15 protein-coding genes are annotated in these 16090 nt (G+C 65.7%); all 15 read left to right on the plus strand.

All coding sequences use genetic code 11. From position 1 onward, the window contains the following. Position 1 precedes the first annotated feature (1 nt). The 15 genes from AB1446_08335 to AB1446_08405 all read left to right on the plus strand — a co-directional run bounded on the left by AB1446_08335 (position 2) and on the right by AB1446_08405 (position 16064). Complete coding sequence (locus tag AB1446_08335) at positions 2-1126, plus strand: hypothetical protein (GenBank protein ID MEW6546908.1); 1125 nt, start codon at positions 2-4, stop codon at positions 1124-1126. Positions 1127-1219: 93 nt separating this feature from the next. Beyond that, on the plus strand, positions 1220-1861 hold the full coding sequence (locus tag AB1446_08340; GenBank protein ID MEW6546909.1) for a hypothetical protein: 642 nt from the start codon (positions 1220-1222) through the stop codon (positions 1859-1861). 216 nt (positions 1862-2077) lie between these two features. Beyond that, on the plus strand, positions 2078-3382 hold the full coding sequence (locus AB1446_08345; protein MEW6546910.1) for an HD-GYP domain-containing protein: 1305 nt from the start codon (positions 2078-2080) through the stop codon (positions 3380-3382). Next, positions 3379-4707: an HD domain-containing phosphohydrolase gene (locus tag AB1446_08350; GenBank protein ID MEW6546911.1), complete on the plus strand. Its 1329-nt coding sequence runs from the start codon at positions 3379-3381 to the stop codon at positions 4705-4707. Before AB1446_08345 ends, AB1446_08350 begins: the two co-directional genes overlap by 4 nt. Further along, positions 4667-5269, plus strand: coding sequence for a DUF5317 domain-containing protein (locus tag AB1446_08355; GenBank protein MEW6546912.1), 603 nt, complete (start codon positions 4667-4669; stop codon positions 5267-5269). The genes AB1446_08350 and AB1446_08355 overlap by 41 nt, the downstream gene beginning before the upstream one ends. 34 nt (positions 5270-5303) lie before the next feature. Next, entirely contained in the window at positions 5304-7946 is a 2643-nt protein-coding gene (gene secA / locus AB1446_08360) for a preprotein translocase subunit SecA (GenBank protein ID MEW6546913.1), read from the plus strand. A 60-nt stretch (positions 7947-8006) separates the two neighbouring features. Further along, a protein-coding gene (gene prfB, locus AB1446_08365; GenBank protein MEW6546914.1) for a peptide chain release factor 2 occupies positions 8007-9135 on the plus strand; the annotation gives its coding sequence in 2 pieces (ribosomal slippage) (positions 8007-8075 and positions 8077-9135; 1128 coding nt in all). Between the two features lie 84 nt (positions 9136-9219). Beyond that, a complete protein-coding gene (locus tag AB1446_08370) occupies positions 9220-9921 on the plus strand; it encodes a DUF2993 domain-containing protein (protein ID MEW6546915.1) in 702 nt (233 codons plus the stop codon). Continuing rightward, positions 9918-10397: a hypothetical protein gene (locus AB1446_08375; GenBank protein ID MEW6546916.1), complete on the plus strand. Its 480-nt coding sequence runs from the start codon at positions 9918-9920 to the stop codon at positions 10395-10397. The genes AB1446_08370 and AB1446_08375 overlap by 4 nt, the downstream gene beginning before the upstream one ends. 34 nt (positions 10398-10431) lie before the next feature. Then, positions 10432-11205 (plus strand): WecB/TagA/CpsF family glycosyltransferase, encoded by a 774-nt coding sequence (locus tag AB1446_08380; GenBank protein ID MEW6546917.1) that lies wholly within the window; start codon positions 10432-10434, stop codon positions 11203-11205. Further along, entirely contained in the window at positions 11192-12031 is an 840-nt protein-coding gene (locus AB1446_08385; GenBank protein MEW6546918.1) for a transketolase, read from the plus strand. The genes AB1446_08380 and AB1446_08385 overlap by 14 nt, the downstream gene beginning before the upstream one ends. Then, positions 12028-12969, plus strand: coding sequence for a transketolase family protein (locus tag AB1446_08390; protein ID MEW6546919.1), 942 nt, complete (start codon positions 12028-12030; stop codon positions 12967-12969). The genes AB1446_08385 and AB1446_08390 overlap by 4 nt, the downstream gene beginning before the upstream one ends. A gap of 161 nt (positions 12970-13130) precedes the next feature. After that, on the plus strand, positions 13131-13817 hold the full coding sequence (ftsE, locus tag AB1446_08395) for a cell division ATP-binding protein FtsE (GenBank protein ID MEW6546920.1): 687 nt from the start codon (positions 13131-13133) through the stop codon (positions 13815-13817). Further along, on the plus strand, positions 13807-14799 hold the full coding sequence (gene ftsX / locus AB1446_08400; GenBank protein MEW6546921.1) for a permease-like cell division protein FtsX: 993 nt from the start codon (positions 13807-13809) through the stop codon (positions 14797-14799). The genes ftsE and ftsX overlap by 11 nt, the downstream gene beginning before the upstream one ends. 41 nt (positions 14800-14840) lie before the next feature. Next, positions 14841-16064, plus strand: a complete 1224-nt coding sequence (locus AB1446_08405) for a peptidoglycan DD-metalloendopeptidase family protein (GenBank protein MEW6546922.1) — start codon at positions 14841-14843, stop codon at positions 16062-16064. The last annotated feature ends 26 nt before the right edge of the window (positions 16065-16090 follow it).

The following is a 16090-nucleotide window of genomic DNA, read 5'->3' on the forward strand; positions in this document are numbered from 1 at the left end:
AGTGAGCGTGCTCCACCAGCCGGTCTCGGTGGTGATCTTCGAGGGTGGCCGCCCGCGCACCTCCATCGAAGAGGAAATGGCTGCTGTGCGCAAGGCGGTGGTCCTGGACACCATCGAGACTATAGTTCGTGCGGGTGAAATCGACGAGGTCATCCTGTGTACTAATTTTGTCGATCTGGCCCGTGAGGCGGCCGCCCTGGGGGCCAGGGTTGACTTCCAGACGCGGCGGTTCCGCTTCGGCCGCCGCCTGCTGGATGTGGTGGAGCGGTACCGGTTGGCCAACGTGATCTACCTGGGCGGTCCGGCCGCTCCCCTCCTCCGGGAAGAGGACTGGCGCTTTCTGGCCTCGCAGTTGCGGCAGCGCAAGAACGTTGTCCTGCAGAACAACGTGCAATCGCCCGACGTCATCGCCTTCACCCCGGCTCAGGCCCTGTCGGCCATCCCCGTGCCGGAGTCGGACAATGAGTTGGGGTTCGCCCTGCGGGATCTGGGGCTTGAGCGCATTCTCCTCCCCAACTCGGCGCGGGTGAACTTCGACATCGACACCCCGACGGATGCGCTCATCCTCCGGTTTTGCCGCAAAGGTGGCCCCCGCACGATGCAGGTGCTCGACCAGCTGCCCTGGGACGACGCTCGCATTCGCAGGGTACACCAGGTGATGGCCACCCCGGGTGCCGAACTGGTGGTGGCGGGGCGGGTTGGCCCCTCGGTGGTGATGTACCTCAACATGAACATTCCCCTGCGGGTCCGCCTGTTTTCGGAAGAGCGGGGGATGAAGGCCCTGGGGCGCCAGCGACGCGGTGAGGTGGTTTCCCTCCTGGGACTTCTACATGAGCGGGTGGGCACCCGGGATTTCTTCTCCCTCCTCTCCCGGTGCGGACAAGCCGTTATGCTGGATTCGCGGGTGTTGTTTGCCCACTGGAAAAAGGATTTTGATGATTGGGATAGGTTCCAGTCGGACCTGGGCAGATACGACCTGGTGAAAGACCCCGTGCTGGCCGAGTTGACCCGCGGTGCCCTGGAAAGTCCCGTTCCGGTGGTCTTGGGGGGGCACTGCCTGGTGTCTGGAGGACTGTGGCTGCTGGCGGAGGTGCTGGCGGAAAGGGGAATCGGTGAGGCCTCGTAGCTTCTTCAAAACATCCCCGGCCAGGAAAAAGGAGGAGAAATGCCTCCCCGGGTCGAATGACCTAACCGCGGGCCAGGGTTCGGGAAGGTGGCTATGAACGCCAGTAGCGAAGAACGCTGTCGGACCCTGGAAGGGTTTGTCCGGCAACTGCGCGACGTGATAGCGGCTCGGGTCGAACTCGACGACGAGGAACAGGTTACCGCCATCCGGGTCCTGGCGAGGGCAGGACGGAACCCGCGTCAAATCGTGCGGGACGTCCAGTCGGCGTTGTTAGGCCGCTTCAACCTGGAGGTGGGACCGGAAGCCGTATCGGTGGCCCAGTTGAGCGACGAACTCGAAGAGGAGCTTTCCCCCACGCGCTTCGTCCTGCGCCGGATCACACGGAGCGTGGCCGGCGGGGTCGGCATCGTCCAGGTGGAGATGTCCCTGGGAGAGGAAGCGGTAGAGGCCTGCGCCTCAGGGTCGGCTGCTCCGGCAGTGCAGGTGCGTACGGCGGCGCAGGCTGCCCTGCAGGCCGTACATACATTGCTGGGAGCGGAACTGTTCCACCTGGTGGATGTGAAGGTGGTTGAAGCGGCGAGTGGCCGGGTAGCGGTGGTGGCCCTGGGACTGCTGGGGGAGGGCCGGAAGGTGTACGTGGGCTGCTGCCCGGTGCGCGTTGACGAGGCCGAAGCGGTAGCCAGGGCAACTCTGAGCGCGCTCAACCGTCATCTGACCTGGCACAGGCAGGGATAAAGGTTTGCGGGGGACACCAGCACCGTACCGACTGACCTCAAGCTCAGCACACCCGGGATCGAGTCTCCCCGGGCCTGCGGGAGAACTGGTTCGACATGGCTCGACTCCTGAAGGCCATAGTGGCCCTGATCACGTTGATCTTCGCCGCCGGCTCGCATCTCCAGATCGGGTAACGTGCTGGTGTCCCTTTGCTCTTGGTCAGGGTGGTTTTCGCCCATGAATTTAGCCCGTACACGACCCAAGGCTTTTGCTTACGCCTGTATGGTTTTCCTCGCAGGGGCCGCCGTCCTCGCGTATTGGGGTTTTTCGCTGCGCATGTTGGGTTGGCTCCAGGTGCTGCTGTTTTCGCTGGTTGCGGCCAGTGTCGAACTGGTCCCAACTCAGATCCCTAGGGAGAATGCTACGGCTTCGTCGGGGTTTGCGATCACTTATGCGGCTTTACTGGCGTGCGGGCCGGCTTACGCCGCCTGGGCCGCTGCGCTGGGGACTTTACGCTTGCGCGATCTGAGGGGTCAGGTGGCATGGCCCCTAGTGTTGTTCAACCGTGGCCAACTGGCTCTGTCGGCGTCGGCAGCCGGTGCCGCATACATGCTGGCGGGGGGGAAGCCGGGTGCAATCTCCTTCCCTGCTGACGTGCCAGCCATCCTGGTGGCAGGCGTGGTGTATTTCCTGGTCAACCTCTCCTTCGTGGTGGAAGCCTCGTCTCTGTTACGGGGGGTTCCCTTCTGGCAAACCTGGAAGGCCAACTACAAATGGGTGACGCCGAACTTCCTGGGGTTGGTGCCGCTGGGGGCGGTGCTGGCTGAGTTGTACCTGCAGGTGGGGGCGGCCAGCCTGGTCCTGGCCGTTTTGCCGCTGTTAGTGGCCCGGCTGTCGTTCCAGCGTTACCTGGACGTGCGGCAGGCGTACGTGCAGACCATTGCCGCGCTTAGCTCGGCGCTGGACGCCAAGGATGCTTACACGCGGGGTCACTGCGACCGGGTGGCGGAACTGGCCGCGGCCATAGGGCGGGAGTTGCACCTTCCGGAGGACAAATTGGAACTCTTGAGCCACGTGGGCAGGCTGCATGACGTGGGCAAGATCGGCATCCGCGATGCCGTGCTGAAGAAGCCCGGGATATTCACGCCGGGGGAGTACGGCAAGATGCAGATGCACGTGGTGCTGGGTGCCGAGATCGTGGAAAGGATCAGTCTGCTGGGCGAGGGGACCAGGTGGGTGCTGCACCACCACGAGCGGTTCGATGGCACCGGGTTTCCGGCCGGGCTGCGCGGTGAAGACATCCCGCTGGGGGCGCGCATCATAGCCGTGGCTGACGCATACGATGCCCTCACCTCCGACCGGCCATACAAGCGGGCACTCGGGCGGGAAGAGGCCCTGGCGGAGATGCGCAGGTGTGCCGGCACCCAGTTTGACCCCCGGCTGGTTGAGGTGCTGGTGAAGCTGGTGGGTGCTTGCCCTGCTGCCACTGGCGAGGCGGAGGCGCTGGTTGCCGCTACCAGGACGGGAGGCGGAGTCCGTTGAGGTGGTTGCGGTGGTTCCGGCACCTCTGGACCATATACAGTTGGGGAGCGGTGGCGGCTTTCGGGGCTGCCACCTTCTGGTTCCGGGCGGACCTGTGCACACCCCGGGTAGTGGAAATACTTTTCCTGGCCCTCATGGCGATGATTGCCCGCCAGCTCCCGGTGATGAAATGGGGCCTGGTGGTATCCACGGAATGGGTGGCCTACTTTACGGGGGTCCTGCATCTTCCCCCGGTGGCGGCGGGCTGGGTGCCCTTCCTGACAGTATTCGGGCTGCAGGTCATCGTCGTTTTCCAGCGTCGTTCCCGGCTGCCCGGACAGGTGAGGCCGCTTCTAGAAGATGCCGCATTTGCAGCAGCCCGCCTGGGCCTGGGAATGATGGGCGCGGTGGCGCTGGTGCGCGGCGGGCGGGATGTCTTCGCCGCGGGGTGGCCTGCCGGGGCGTGGCTGGTGCTGCTGTGCTGGCTGGCATGCGTGGGACTGACGGGTCTCCTGGAAGCAGTGGCAGGGGCGTTGCGTTATCTGGTCAACCCGGCACGGGAAGTCACCCGGTACCTGACCGAGACGGGACCGGCGTGGCTGCTGGCCCTTCCTCTCGGGTTCGTGCTTCACGTGCTGCTCCACCTGTACGGTACCACGACGGTGGCGGCCACCCTGGTGGTGCTCCTGGTGATGTTGCTCCTGTACACGTTGCTGGTCTTTGCCGATATGCAGGGAGCGTACTGGGATACCGTGCACACCCTGGTGCAGACCATGGAATCCCGCGACCAGGTCACTCCCGGAGAAGGGCAGCGGGGAGCCTGCCTGGCCGCTGCCCTGGCACGCAAACTCCATCTCCCCGAGGCGCGGGTGCGGGCCATTTACCTGGGGGCGTTGCTCCGGGACATCGGACTGGTGGGACTGGACGAGCGGCTGGCGGGACGCGCCGGCGTCCTTTCGGCGGCGGACTACTGCCGGGTCTGGGCACATGCGGTGATCGGGGGGCGCATTCTGGAGCCGCTGCCCCACATGAAGGGGGCTGCCCTGGCCATCCGGCACCATCACGAGCGGTGGGATGGCAGTGGGTACCCCGACGGTCTGAGGGGGAGCGAGATTCCGGTGGAAGCACGCCTGGTGGCCCTGGCGGATGCGTATGTGGCCATGACGTGCGACCGGCCGTTCCGGCGGGCGATGTCGGAACAGAAAGCATGGGAGCAGATTTCGCGGGGCCAGGGGGTGCAGTTTGACCCCCGCCTGGTGCGCCTGTTCCGGCAGGTGGTGGGGGAGGAGGCATGCTGGGGGCGGAATGCTTTTAAGCGTCATTATACTCTCCTTCCTGGTAGCTGAACTGCGGGGCGGGCGCATCCGCAACCTGGCCCGTGCCGATTTTCACCGGCTGGAGTGGGTGCTGGCCGCCGCATTTATCCACGTGGGACTGCAGGTGGCCGCAGGCCGGGGGTGGATCACATCGGCATGGTGGACGGGTCTGCTCAACGTGCTGGGGCACTTCCTGGCCCTGTACGCGGTGGTGCCCAATCTGCGGCTTCCCGGTATGCCGCTCGTTACCGTGGGGTTACTCCTGAACCTGGCAGTCATCGCCGCCAACGGGGGAAGGATGCCGGTTTCCGTTGCCGCCCTGGAGGCGGTGGGGCTGGGCCGCCTGGTTCCCGTGCTGGCGAGCGGTGGTGTTCCCACTCACACCCTGATGGACGAAAGCACCAGATTGGCTTTCCTGGGAGACGTGTTCCGGCTCCCGCCGCCGTTCTGGCGACCGTGTGCGTTCAGCCCGGGCGACGCCGTCCTTGCCGTGGGCATATTCGTTCTTGTGCAGGCCCTCATGGGAGCAGGCCGCCTTCGCAACCGCCGCAGCAAGGACCCCAACCCGGGCCTGCGCCCGGGCGAAGGTTGAGTTGGGCGGGGCGCGGTGCTAGAATCTGTGTGGTATGGTGAAATTCCTGACGGAACTGGTGACCGGGAATTCCAACGAGCGGGAGCTGCGCCGCCTTCGCCGGGTAGTCGATCGCATCAACGCTTTAGAACCGGAGGTGGAACGTCTCAGCGATTCCGGGTTGGCGGGGCGGACGGCGGAGTTCAAGCAGCGCCTGGACAACGGCGAGAGCCTGGACGACATCCTGCCGGAGGCTTTTGCCGTGGTGCGGGAGGCGTCACGGCGCACCCTGGGCTTGCGCCACTTCGACGTCCAGCTCATGGGGGGCATCGTCCTCCACGAGGGTAACATCGCTGAGATGAAGACGGGCGAGGGCAAAACCCTGGTGGCTACCCTCGCCGCGTATCTGAACGCCCTTACCGGGCAGGGGGTCCACATCGTCACCGTCAACGATTACCTGGCCCGGCGAGATGCGGAGTGGATGGGCCCTATCTACCGCCTGCTCGGGCTCACCGTGGGTGTGGTCGTTCACGGCCTGGAGTTCGCCGAGCGGCGGGCGGCTTACGCTGCCGACATCACCTACGGTACCAACAGCGAGTTCGGGTTCGACTACCTGCGCGACAACATGGCCCTCAGCCTGAACGAGGTGGTACAGCGGGGGCTCAACTACGCCATCGTGGACGAGGTGGACAGCATCCTTATCGACGAGGCCCGCACCCCTCTCATCATCTCGGGCCCCGGTCCGCGGCCTTCCGATCTGTATTACCGGTTTGCCCGCGTGGTGAGGTACCTTAAGGAAGGCGAGGACTACCAGGTCGACGAAAAGGCGCGCACGGTGGTGCCTACCGAGCAGGGGGTGGCCAGGGCCGAGAAGCTGGCCGGGGTGAAAAACCTCTACGCGGAGGGCACGGACCTCTCCCACTATCTGATCAACGCCCTGAAGGCCCACGCCCTCATGAAGAGGGACCGGGACTACGTGGTCAAGGACGGCCAGGTCATCATCGTGGACGAGTTCACCGGGAGGCTCATGTTCGGGCGCCGGTACTCGGACGGGCTTCACCAGGCCATCGAGGCCAAAGAAGGCCTGCGCATCCAGAGGGAAAACCAGACCATCGCCAGTATTACCCTGCAGAACTACTTCCGCATGTACCGGAAGCTGGCGGGCATGACGGGCACCGCGGCCACCGAGGCGGAGGAGTTCCGCAAGATTTACGGGATGGACGTGGTGGTCATCCCCACTCACAAGCCCATGATCCGCATCGACCACCCCGACGTGGTGTACAAGACCGAGCGGGCCAAGTTCCAGGCGGTGGTCAACGAAATAGAGGAGTGTTACCGGCGCGGACAGCCCGTCCTGGTGGGGACCATCTCCATAGAGAAGTCCGAGCGCCTGAGCGAGATGCTCAAGCGGCGCGGCATCCCCCACCAGGTGCTCAACGCCAAGCACCACGAGAAAGAAGCTCAGATCATAGCCAGAGCGGGCCAGAAGGGACAGGTCACCATCGCCACCAACATGGCCGGGCGAGGGGTGGACATCGTCCTGGGTGAAGGGGTGGCGGATCTGGGGGGCCTGCACGTCATCGGTACCGAGCGACATGAGGCCCGCCGCATAGACAACCAGCTGCGCGGCCGCTCGGGGCGGCAGGGAGATCCCGGTTCTTCCCGCTTCTACCTGTCGCTTGAGGACGATCTCATGCGCCTTTTCGGGGGCGAGATGATCGCAAACATCATGGATCGACTGCGGATCCCCGAAGACGAGGCCATCGATCATCCTATGATTTCCCGGGCAATAGAACGCGCCCAGAAACGGGTGGAAGCCCACAACTTCGACATCCGCCGCCGCGTCCTGCAGTACGACGACGTGATGAACAAGCAGCGGGAGATCATCTACCGGCAGCGGCGGCAGGTACTGGAAGGGGCGGACCTGCGCGACCAGGTGATGGAGATGGTCCGCGAAGTGGTGGGCGAGCTGGTGGACACCTTCGTCCCCGTGCGGGTTCACCCGGAGGAATGGGATCTGGAAGGGCTGGCCGCCCAACTGGCCGCCCGCCTGGGGCTCGAGGGCCTGGAACTGGAGGGTCGCTCCCGCGAGGAACTGCTGGAGTACCTGTGTGCAGAGGCGGAGGGACTTTATGCCCGCGTCGAGGAGGCCATAGGTGCTGATCGTGCGCGGGAATTGGAGCGGCTGGTCCTGCTGCGCGTGGTGGACTACCACTGGATGGACCACCTGGCGGCCATGGATGACCTGCGCGAGGGTATTGTCCTGCGCGCCTATGCGCAGAAAGATCCTCTCATCGAGTACCAGCTGGAAGCCTTCGAGATGTTCAATGCCATGATCCACAGCATCCGCTCCCAGGTGGTGGGCATCCTCTTCCGGGCCGGCCTGGAGCAGCTGCGGGCCGGAACTCATGCGGGGGTAGTGGTGCCAGGCGGCTCCGGTTCAGCCGCCGCGCGCGCGTCCGGTGCCCCGGCAGCCGGGCGTCAGGTTGCCGGTGCCGTGGCCGTCGGGCCGGCGCCTGGCCGTGCAGTGGCGACGGGCGGTACCCCGGCGGCGGGCGGGGGTACGGTTGGGACTGCGGCTGCGGGCGGAGGCGTGGCGCCGGCCGCGGGGAGCGGGCACAAGAAGGTGGGGAGGAACGATCCCTGTCCGTGCGGCAGCGGCAAGAAGTACAAGAAGTGCTGCGGTCGCACTGCGTGAGCGACAAGATGCTCTTACTGCGTGAGCGACAGGAGAGTAACAAAATGGAGGGACCACGGCATGTTTGCGGAAGCGGAGAAAGTGCTGCAGGAAGTGAAAGAGAAGCTGGCGGAAATGGGTGATTCCCTTTGACCTGGCGGGCAAGAAGGCCCGCATAGCGGAAATCCAGGACAAGCTGGCTCAGCCCGACGCGTGGGCTTCGCCCGATCAGGCGCAGAGCCTGGGGAGGGAACTGGGGAGCCTGCAGGGCCTCGTGGAGAGGTTCGAGGGTTTAAGCAGGGAGTGCGAGGACCTGGGCGAACTGCTGGATCTGGCGGCGGCGGACGGCGACGAGTCGATGGGCCAGCAGTTGTATCGGGATGCCCGGGAACTGGCGAATCAGGTGGGACAGCTGGAGATGGAATTGCTCCTGGCCGGGCCTTACGACGGCCGTAATGCCATCGTGTCCATCCATGCCGGGGCCGGGGGTACCGACGCTCAGGACTGGGCCAGCATGCTCCTGCGCCTTTACACCCGCTGGGCCGAGAATCACGGATTCCGGGTACAGGTGGTGGACGTCCTCCCCGGAGAAGAAGCGGGGATCAAGAACGCCACCCTGGTGGTGAACGGGCCCTTCGCATATGGATATCTGAAGGCGGAAAAGGGTGTCCACCGGCTGGTGCGCCATTCGCCTTTCGATGCCAACGCCCGGCGGCACACCTCCTTCGCGCTGGTGGAAGTCCTCCCCGAAATCGAGGCCGAGGAGGACGTGGAAATCGACCCGGCCGATCTCAGGATCGACACCTTCCGTTCCAGCGGCGCGGGCGGCCAGCATGTCAACAAGACCGACTCGGCGGTGCGCATCACCCACATTCCCACGGGGATCGTGGTGACCTGCCAGAACGAGAGGTCCCAGCATGCCAACCGGCTGATGGCTATGCGGGTACTGAAGTCGAGGCTGCTGGCGCTCAGGGAGCAGGAGAGGCAGAAGGAAATCGCTGCCCTGAAGGGCGCGCACCAGGAGATCGCCTGGGGGAATCAGATCCGGTCGTACGTGCTGGATCCCTACACCCTGGTGAAGGACCACCGGACCAGTTGCGAGAAGGGTAACGTCCAGGCAGTCCTGGACGGGGAAATCGACGACTTCATCCACGCTTACCTGCTGCACACTGCCCGCCACAGGAACAACTCCCCGGTGCGTACCCCGTAGGGCTCCCACAAACCCGGGCGCACGGGGAACGACCGGCGTCCGCGTGGGCAATCTATCAGGAGAACACCGACGGGGAGGATTGCCATGCGCAGGACGATGCTGGCCGTGGTCGGGAGCCTGGTGGTGGCGCTGGTGCTGGCGCAGGTGCTGATACCGGTTTTCCTGGCGCGCCGGGTGGAGGCGGCCCTGGAAAGCCGCCTTGACATGCAGGGGCTGAAGGTGCGGGTGGAGGTTTTTCCCTTCTTCAAGCTCATCGCGGGAGGAATAGACGCCCTCCGGGTCGAAGGGGAGAACCTGGCTGCCGGCGATTTGAACCTGGACCGGCTGGAAGCTGCTGTAACCTCGCTGCGCCTGGATGTACCTGGGCTGTGGCGTACGGGGACCCTGACCTGGAGCGATCCCGGCCAGGCCCGGGTGCGCATGGAGGTTTCCGAGGATAGCCTGAACCGCTTCCTCCAGGCCCACCTGGGACCCGGGGTCAGGGTAGTGGTGACGGAAGGCAGGATGGAAATAGTTTCGGCCCTGGTGGTGGGCGGGCAGGAGACGCCTGTTTCGGTGACAGGAGTGCCGGTGGTGAATCCCGACGGGAGCGTCGGGTTCCGCGTGGAGGAAGTGAACCTGGCCGGGCAGGCGGTGCCCCAGGCAGTGAGGGATATGGCCCTGCGCTTCATGGGATTCCCCGGGGGGCGTATTGAGGTGGGGCAGCTACCCTGGCCGGTGAAGCCGGAACAGATAATCCTGAAGGACAGGATGGTGGTGCTGGTGGCCGGGGGAGGTACGCCGTGAAGCTGACGAGGATTGTGCTGGGGCTGCTGCTGGTCGCCTGTCTGCTGGCAGGAGGGGCGGGCGGGTACGTCTGGGGCAGACAGGCCCGGGCCCAGGCTCCGGAGCCGGGGACGGAGCAGGATCCGCTGGTGACGAAGAGTTACGTGGAGGACAGGCTGCAGGCCCTGGCCGATAAGGGTTACGTGGACCAGTACCTGACGGCGAAGCTGCAGCCCCTGAACCTGCAGGTGCTGGAGCTTCCCAAGGGGAAGCAGCTGGTCGCGGAAGCAGGTACGGAGATCATAGTGCGGGCCGGGAAGGCCACCGTGGTGGGGAGCAACCTGGGTGGCCTGGCCGATGTGACGGTGGGGAAGGACCTCACCAAAGGAGAAGCCCCCCTCAATCACCTGCTGGTCGTCCCCCGCAGCGACGGGCGAGGCCTGAAGGCGACTACCGATTGCGTGGTGCTGGTCCGGGGTGGCTACACCATCAAGTAGGGTTCGTCAGCAGGCTTTGCGGGATGACGGGCGGGTGAGCGCCACCGCGGGGGCCGCGCGGGTGAGCGTGCTGGGCGTGGGGTTTGATGCCGTCTCGCCCGAAGAGGCCTTTTCCCTGGCCTGCCGCTGGCTCGGGGAAGGCGGCGGTCTGCGACTGGTGGTGACGGCCAACCCGGAGACCGTACTGAAAGCGCGGCGCCTGCCCGCGCTGGGCGACGTGATCAATGCTGCTGCCCTGGTGGTGGCCGACGGGGTGGGCGTGGTATGGGCGGCCCGCCGGCTGGGAAGGCCTCTGCCGGGACGGGTGGCCGGTATCGAACTGGCCGAGAGGTTGATCGAGCATTGTTCACATACGGGACGGCGCGTGTTCCTCCTGGGGGGCCGGCCGGGTTCTGCCGGGCGGGCGGCCGTGGCGGAGAGAGCGGCTCGGGTCCTGGTCCAGCGCTGGCAGGGTCTCAGGGTGGCAGGTACGTGGCACGGCTACTTTTCACAGGAAGAGGAACCCCGGGTGCTGGAGACGGTGGCGAGCTCCCGCCCCGCCCTGCTCCTTTGCGGGATGGGGTGCCCCCGGCAGGAGCTCTGGCTGGCGCAGCATGCCGGCTTCCTGGAGGGCTGCGGGGTGCGGGTCGCCATCGGTGTCGGGGGCGCACTGGATGTTTGGTCGGGAGAGGTGAGGCGTGCTCCCCTCTTTCTGCGACGTTGGGGCCTGGAGTGGCTGTGGCGCCTGGGGCAGGATCCCCGGCGGCTGGGACGGCAAGTGCAACTGCTGAGGTTTGTAATGGAGGTCTTAGCACATGGAAGCGGCTGAGGTGGCGCAGGGCGTAAACGAACTCGAGCAGATAGCGCGCCGGGTCAGGCGACACATCGTGGGCATGATCGGGGAAGCCGGATCGGGCCACCCCGGGGGATCCCTGTCCTGCGCTGACATACTGGTGGCCCTGTACTTCCGTGTCCTGAATGTCGATCCCCGGTGGCCGGACTGGCCCGGCAGGGACCGCTTCGTGCTCTCCAAGGGGCACGCCTGCCCTGCCCTTTACGCCGTGCTGGCCGAGAGGGGTTTCTTCCCCGTGGAGGAACTGTGGACATTGCGGCGGCTCGGGTCTCCCCTGCAGGGGCATCCCGACATGCGCAAGACGCCCGGCGTGGAGGCTTCCACCGGCTCCCTGGGGCAGGGGCTTTCGATTGCATTGGGCATGGCCCTGGCTTCCCGCCTGGACGGGGCAGCCTGGCGGGTGTACGTTTTGCTGGGTGACGGTGAGATCCAGGAGGGGCAGGTGTGGGAGGCGGCCATGGCGGCTGCCCACTACCGGGCGGACAACCTCACCGCCATCCTGGACTGGAACGGCCTGCAGATCGACGGGCCCAACGACCAGGTGATGAGTATTCGGCCGGTGGCGGACAAGTGGCGCGCCTTCGGTTGGGAAGTGAGGGAAATCGACGGGCATCGCTTTTGCGAGATCCTGGAGGCGCTCGCGTGGGCCCGCACCGTCCGGGGCCGGCCGGCCATCATCCTGGCCCACACGGTGAAGGGCAGGGGGGTTTCCTTTATGGAAGGCCAGGTGGATTGGCACGGAAAGGCACCTTCGCCGCCGCAGGTGGAGCAGGCGCTGGCCGAACTGGAGGGAGAGGCATGAACGAGGCGACGCGGGCGGCGTACGGCGAGGCCCTGGTAGAACTGGGACGTCAGGACCCGCGCGTGGTGGTCCTGGATGCCGATCTCTCCAAGTCCACGTACACGGCTCTGTTCGCCCGGGAGTTCCCCGACCGGCATTTCAACCTGGGGATAGCCGAGCAGAACATGATGGGGGTGGCAGCGGGCCTGGCCTCGGCGGGGAAAATCCCCTTCGCCTCCACCTTTGCCGTGTTCGCCAGCGGCCGCTGCTTCGACCAGTTGCGGGTGTCGGTGTGTTATCCCGCCCTGAACGTGAAGATCGGGGCTTCCCACGCCGGCATTACCGTGGGAGAAGACGGGGCCTCCCACCAGGCGATTGAGGATCTGGCCCTGATGTCGGCGCTTCCCCACATGACCGTGGTGGTGCCGGCCGACGGGCCGGAAACCCGCCAGGCGGTGTTCAGTGCGGCGGCTCACCCCGGCCCCTGGTACCTGCGGCTGGGACGCCCGCCGGTGCCCGTGGTTACTCCCCCCGGGTATCGCTTCCAGGTGGGCAAGGGATGTGTCCTGCGTGAAGGCCGCGACGTGGCCATCATCGCCTGTGGGGTTATGGTAGCCCAGGCGGTGGCGGCGGCCCAGGACCTTGCCCGCGAGGGGGTGGAGGCCACCGTGGTCAACATGTCCACCATCAAGCCCCTCGATAGCGCCCTGGTGGTGGAGGTGGCCCGGCGGTGCGGAGCGGTGGTCACTGCCGAAGAGCACAGTGTGGTGGGTGGGCTGGGGGCGGCCATAGCGGCTGTCCTCGGAGAGGAGTATCCCGTGCCCATGCGCCGGGTGGGAATCCAGGATCGGTTTGGACAGTCGGGAAAGCCGGAGGCACTGATGGCCGAATACGGACTCACCGCCGCCCACGTGGCAGAGGCTGCCCGGCAGGTCCTGGCCCGCAAGCGGCGGGGGTGACGAAAGGGGGCCAGACTGACGACGGGTCGGGGCGCGCCGATGTTGGATTTTCCTTCCTGACCTGTGGGGAAAAAGGAATTTGCGGCTTTTTGTCGAAGGCCTCTCCTGGGAGAGGCCTTATTTCTCTGCTGCGGGGCGCATAAACGGGAACGGTGTTGGCGGTGATCGAATTTTACGGGGTAAGCAAGGTCTACCCCAACCAGGTAACGGCCCTTCGGGACATCGACCTGCAGGTGGGCAGCGGCGAATTCGTGTTCGTGGTGGGCCCCAGCGGGGCGGGTAAGTCCACGCTGGTGAAGCTCATTTACCGGGAGGAGCTACCCACCCGGGGCAGGTTGCTGGTAGGGGGACGGGATGTGACCGCCCTGCGGCCGGGGCAGGTTCCCTACCTCAGGCGAAGCATCGGGGTGGTGTTCCAGGACTTCCGCCTCCTGCCTAACAAGACCGTGTTCGACAACGTGGCCTTCGCCATGCGGGTGGTGGAAGCAAGTCCGCGGGAAATCAGGCGCCGGGTGCCGCAGGTGCTGGAACTGGTCGGGCTGGCCGACAAGGCCCGTGCTTACCCGGACGAGCTTTCCGGCGGCGAGCAGCAGAGGGTGGGGCTCGCCCGGGCCATTGTGAACAATCCGTCTGTCCTCCTGGCGGACGAGCCCACGGGTAATCTGGATCCCCGCACGTCCCTTGAGATCCTGCGACTGCTCCTGGATGTCAACCGGATGGGTACCACCGTGATCATGGCCACCCATGCCCGCCACCTGGTCAACGTGGCTCGCCGCCGGGTGGTGGAGCTCGATGCGGGCCGCCTGGTCCGCGACGAGTTGCGGGGTGGGTACGGCCATGAAGGTTAGGACCTGGGGTTACCTGCTTAAGGAAGCCTGGGGTAACATCCGTACCGGCAGGCTAATGGCCCTGGCCTCGGTGAGTACGGTGGCAGTGTCCCTCCTCGTCCTGGGTCTCTTCCTGGCCCTGGTGTTCAACCTGGGGCAACTGATGGCCCAGGTGGAGTCGGAGGTCCAGATCAGGGCCTTCCTGGTGATGGACGGTGTTACCGGTCAGCCCGGGGCCGGTGGCTCAGGAGCCCGCGCCGGGGCACCGGGCGGTTCGGGGACTGGTGGTGTGCCGGGCGGACAGGGCGGGTCGGGGACACTGGCCAGGCCGAACCCGGCCGAACTGGAGGCGCAGATCAAGGAGCTGCAAGGGGTCGTTGCCGTCCGGTTCGTTAGCAAGGAAGAGGCCCTGGAACGCATGCGCCAGTCTTTCGGGGAGCGAGCGGCGGTGCTGGAGGCCGTGGAAGAGATCAATCCTCTGCCCGACTCCTTTGAGGTACAGGTGGCTCGTCCGGAACTGGTGGCACCGGTGGCCGAGGCCATCGCCGCCCTGCCCGGGGTGGAGAAGGTGGATTACAAGCGCGACACGGTGGACAGGCTGTTCCGCCTTACAGCCGTGGTGCGGGGCCTGGGGCTGATCATGGCGGTGCTCCTGGTGCTGGGGTCGACCGTGGTGATTTCTAATACCATCAGGCTGACCGTGTTCGCCCGTCGCCGGGAGGTGGCCATCATGAAGCTGGTGGGGGCCACCGACTGGTTCATACGCTGGCCCTTCGTTTTGGAGGGTCTGGCCCTGGGGCTGGGCGGGGCGGTGCTGGCGGTGGCAGCGCTGGCGGGTGCGTACTGGTGGGCGGCGGGAGTAGCAGCGCGGACCCTTCCCTTCCTGCCGCTTGTCGCTCCGGAGCAGGTGGTGCGCCTGACCGCGCTGCCGGTGCTGGGATTGGGGGCGCTGGTAGGCGCGCTGGGGAGCGGGGTTTCCCTACGCCGCTTCCTTCAGGTTTGAGCGGTGGGGCGTGGCTGCGCAGGCAGGCACGGATGGGGGTGATGGGGCTGCCGGAGGCGAACCGATCAAGGGGCCGGAGGTTCCGCTCCGCCCGGGCGATACGGGCATACATAGCAGGGTGCCTGGTCCTGGCACTGCTGCTGGGTATGGTTTGGGCGGCGGGCTGGCCGTCTCCAGGGGTGGCTGCCTCCACTGAGGAGGAGTTGCAGAAGAAGGAAGCCGAGTTGCAGAAGCGGCTTCAGCAGATCGAGCGTAAGATCGCCGAGTACGAGCGCCTCCTCACCCAGTCGCGGGGAAAGGAAAGGGAAGTACGCAAGGAGCTGCTGCGGCTCGAGAGGGAGCTGGACCTCACCCGCAAGGATTTGGCCTACCTGCAGAACCGCCTGCGGGTTACCGGGCAGCAACTTGAGCAAACCAGGGCCGAACTCGAGCGAACGCAAAGGGAACTGGAGTGGCGCACGCAGCTGCTGGGCCGGCGCCTGCGGGCACTGTACGAATCAGGGCCGGTGAGCTACCTGGAAGTCCTCCTGGGGGCGACCAGCTTTTCGGACTTTCTTACCCGGGTTGAGTTCCTGCAACTGATCGCCGCCCAGGACGTCCAGATCATGGTCAGCGTTCAGGAGTTGCGGGACCAGGTGGCGGCCAAGAAGGCGCGCCTTGAGGAGTTGCAGGCCCGGCTGCAGGACCTGCATGCGCGTACCCAGGAGAAAGAAGCCACCGTGCGGGCTCAGACCGTCAGCCGCCAGAAGCTGCTGGTCACCATCCAGAATCAGGCGGAAGAGTACGAGCGTGCCCTGGACGAACTGGAAGAACTGTCCCGGCAACTGGAAAAGGAGATCGCCGCCATCCAGGCCCAGTACGGACTGGGCAAGCGCGACCTGCACATGATCCGGCCGGTGGAAGGGTACCTCTCCTCCCGGTTCGGTAACCGGTTCCATCCCATCATCCGCAAGTGGAGGATGCACACGGGCATCGACATCGGTGCTCCCGAAGGGCGTTCCATCGTGGCTGCCGAATCGGGCCGGGTGATGACGGCAGGCTGGCTCGGTGGTTATGGCAAGACGGTGACCATCGACCACGGCGGCGGCATCTCCACCCTGTATGCCCACATGTCGGAAATCCTGGTTTCGGCAGGGCAGATGGTGCAGAAGGGGCAGGTGATCGGAAGGGTGGGCAGTACGGGTCTGTCCACCGGACCTCACCTGCACTTTGAGGTGCGTGTCAACGGTAAGCCCAATGATCCCCTGCGCTGGGTGCGGTACTGATCCGGTACTGATACGGTTGAGCACAC

This window comes from Bacillota bacterium (genome assembly GCA_040757085.1).
Taxonomy (GTDB): Bacteria; Bacillota; Sulfobacillia; order JACIYH01; family JACIYH01; genus JACIYH01.

Excerpts from the sequence above, each read along its gene's own strand:
- AB1446_08355 (MEW6546912.1), top strand. The coding sequence starts at position 4,667 with ATGCTTTTAAGCGTCATTATACTCTCCTTCCTGGTAGCTGAACTGCGG.
- AB1446_08405 (MEW6546922.1), top strand. The coding sequence starts at position 14,841 with ATGGGGCTGCCGGAGGCGAACCGATCAAGGGGCCGGAGGTTCCGCTCC.
- AB1446_08385 (MEW6546918.1), top strand. The coding sequence starts at position 11,192 with ATGGAAGCGGCTGAGGTGGCGCAGGGCGTAAACGAACTCGAGCAGATA.
- AB1446_08345 (MEW6546910.1), top strand. The coding sequence starts at position 2,078 with ATGAATTTAGCCCGTACACGACCCAAGGCTTTTGCTTACGCCTGTATG.
- AB1446_08340 (MEW6546909.1), top strand. The coding sequence starts at position 1,220 with ATGAACGCCAGTAGCGAAGAACGCTGTCGGACCCTGGAAGGGTTTGTC.
- secA (MEW6546913.1), top strand. The coding sequence starts at position 5,304 with ATGGTGAAATTCCTGACGGAACTGGTGACCGGGAATTCCAACGAGCGG.
- ftsX (MEW6546921.1), top strand. The coding sequence starts at position 13,807 with ATGAAGGTTAGGACCTGGGGTTACCTGCTTAAGGAAGCCTGGGGTAAC.
- AB1446_08370 (MEW6546915.1), top strand. The coding sequence starts at position 9,220 with ATGCGCAGGACGATGCTGGCCGTGGTCGGGAGCCTGGTGGTGGCGCTG.
- AB1446_08390 (MEW6546919.1), top strand. The coding sequence starts at position 12,028 with ATGAACGAGGCGACGCGGGCGGCGTACGGCGAGGCCCTGGTAGAACTG.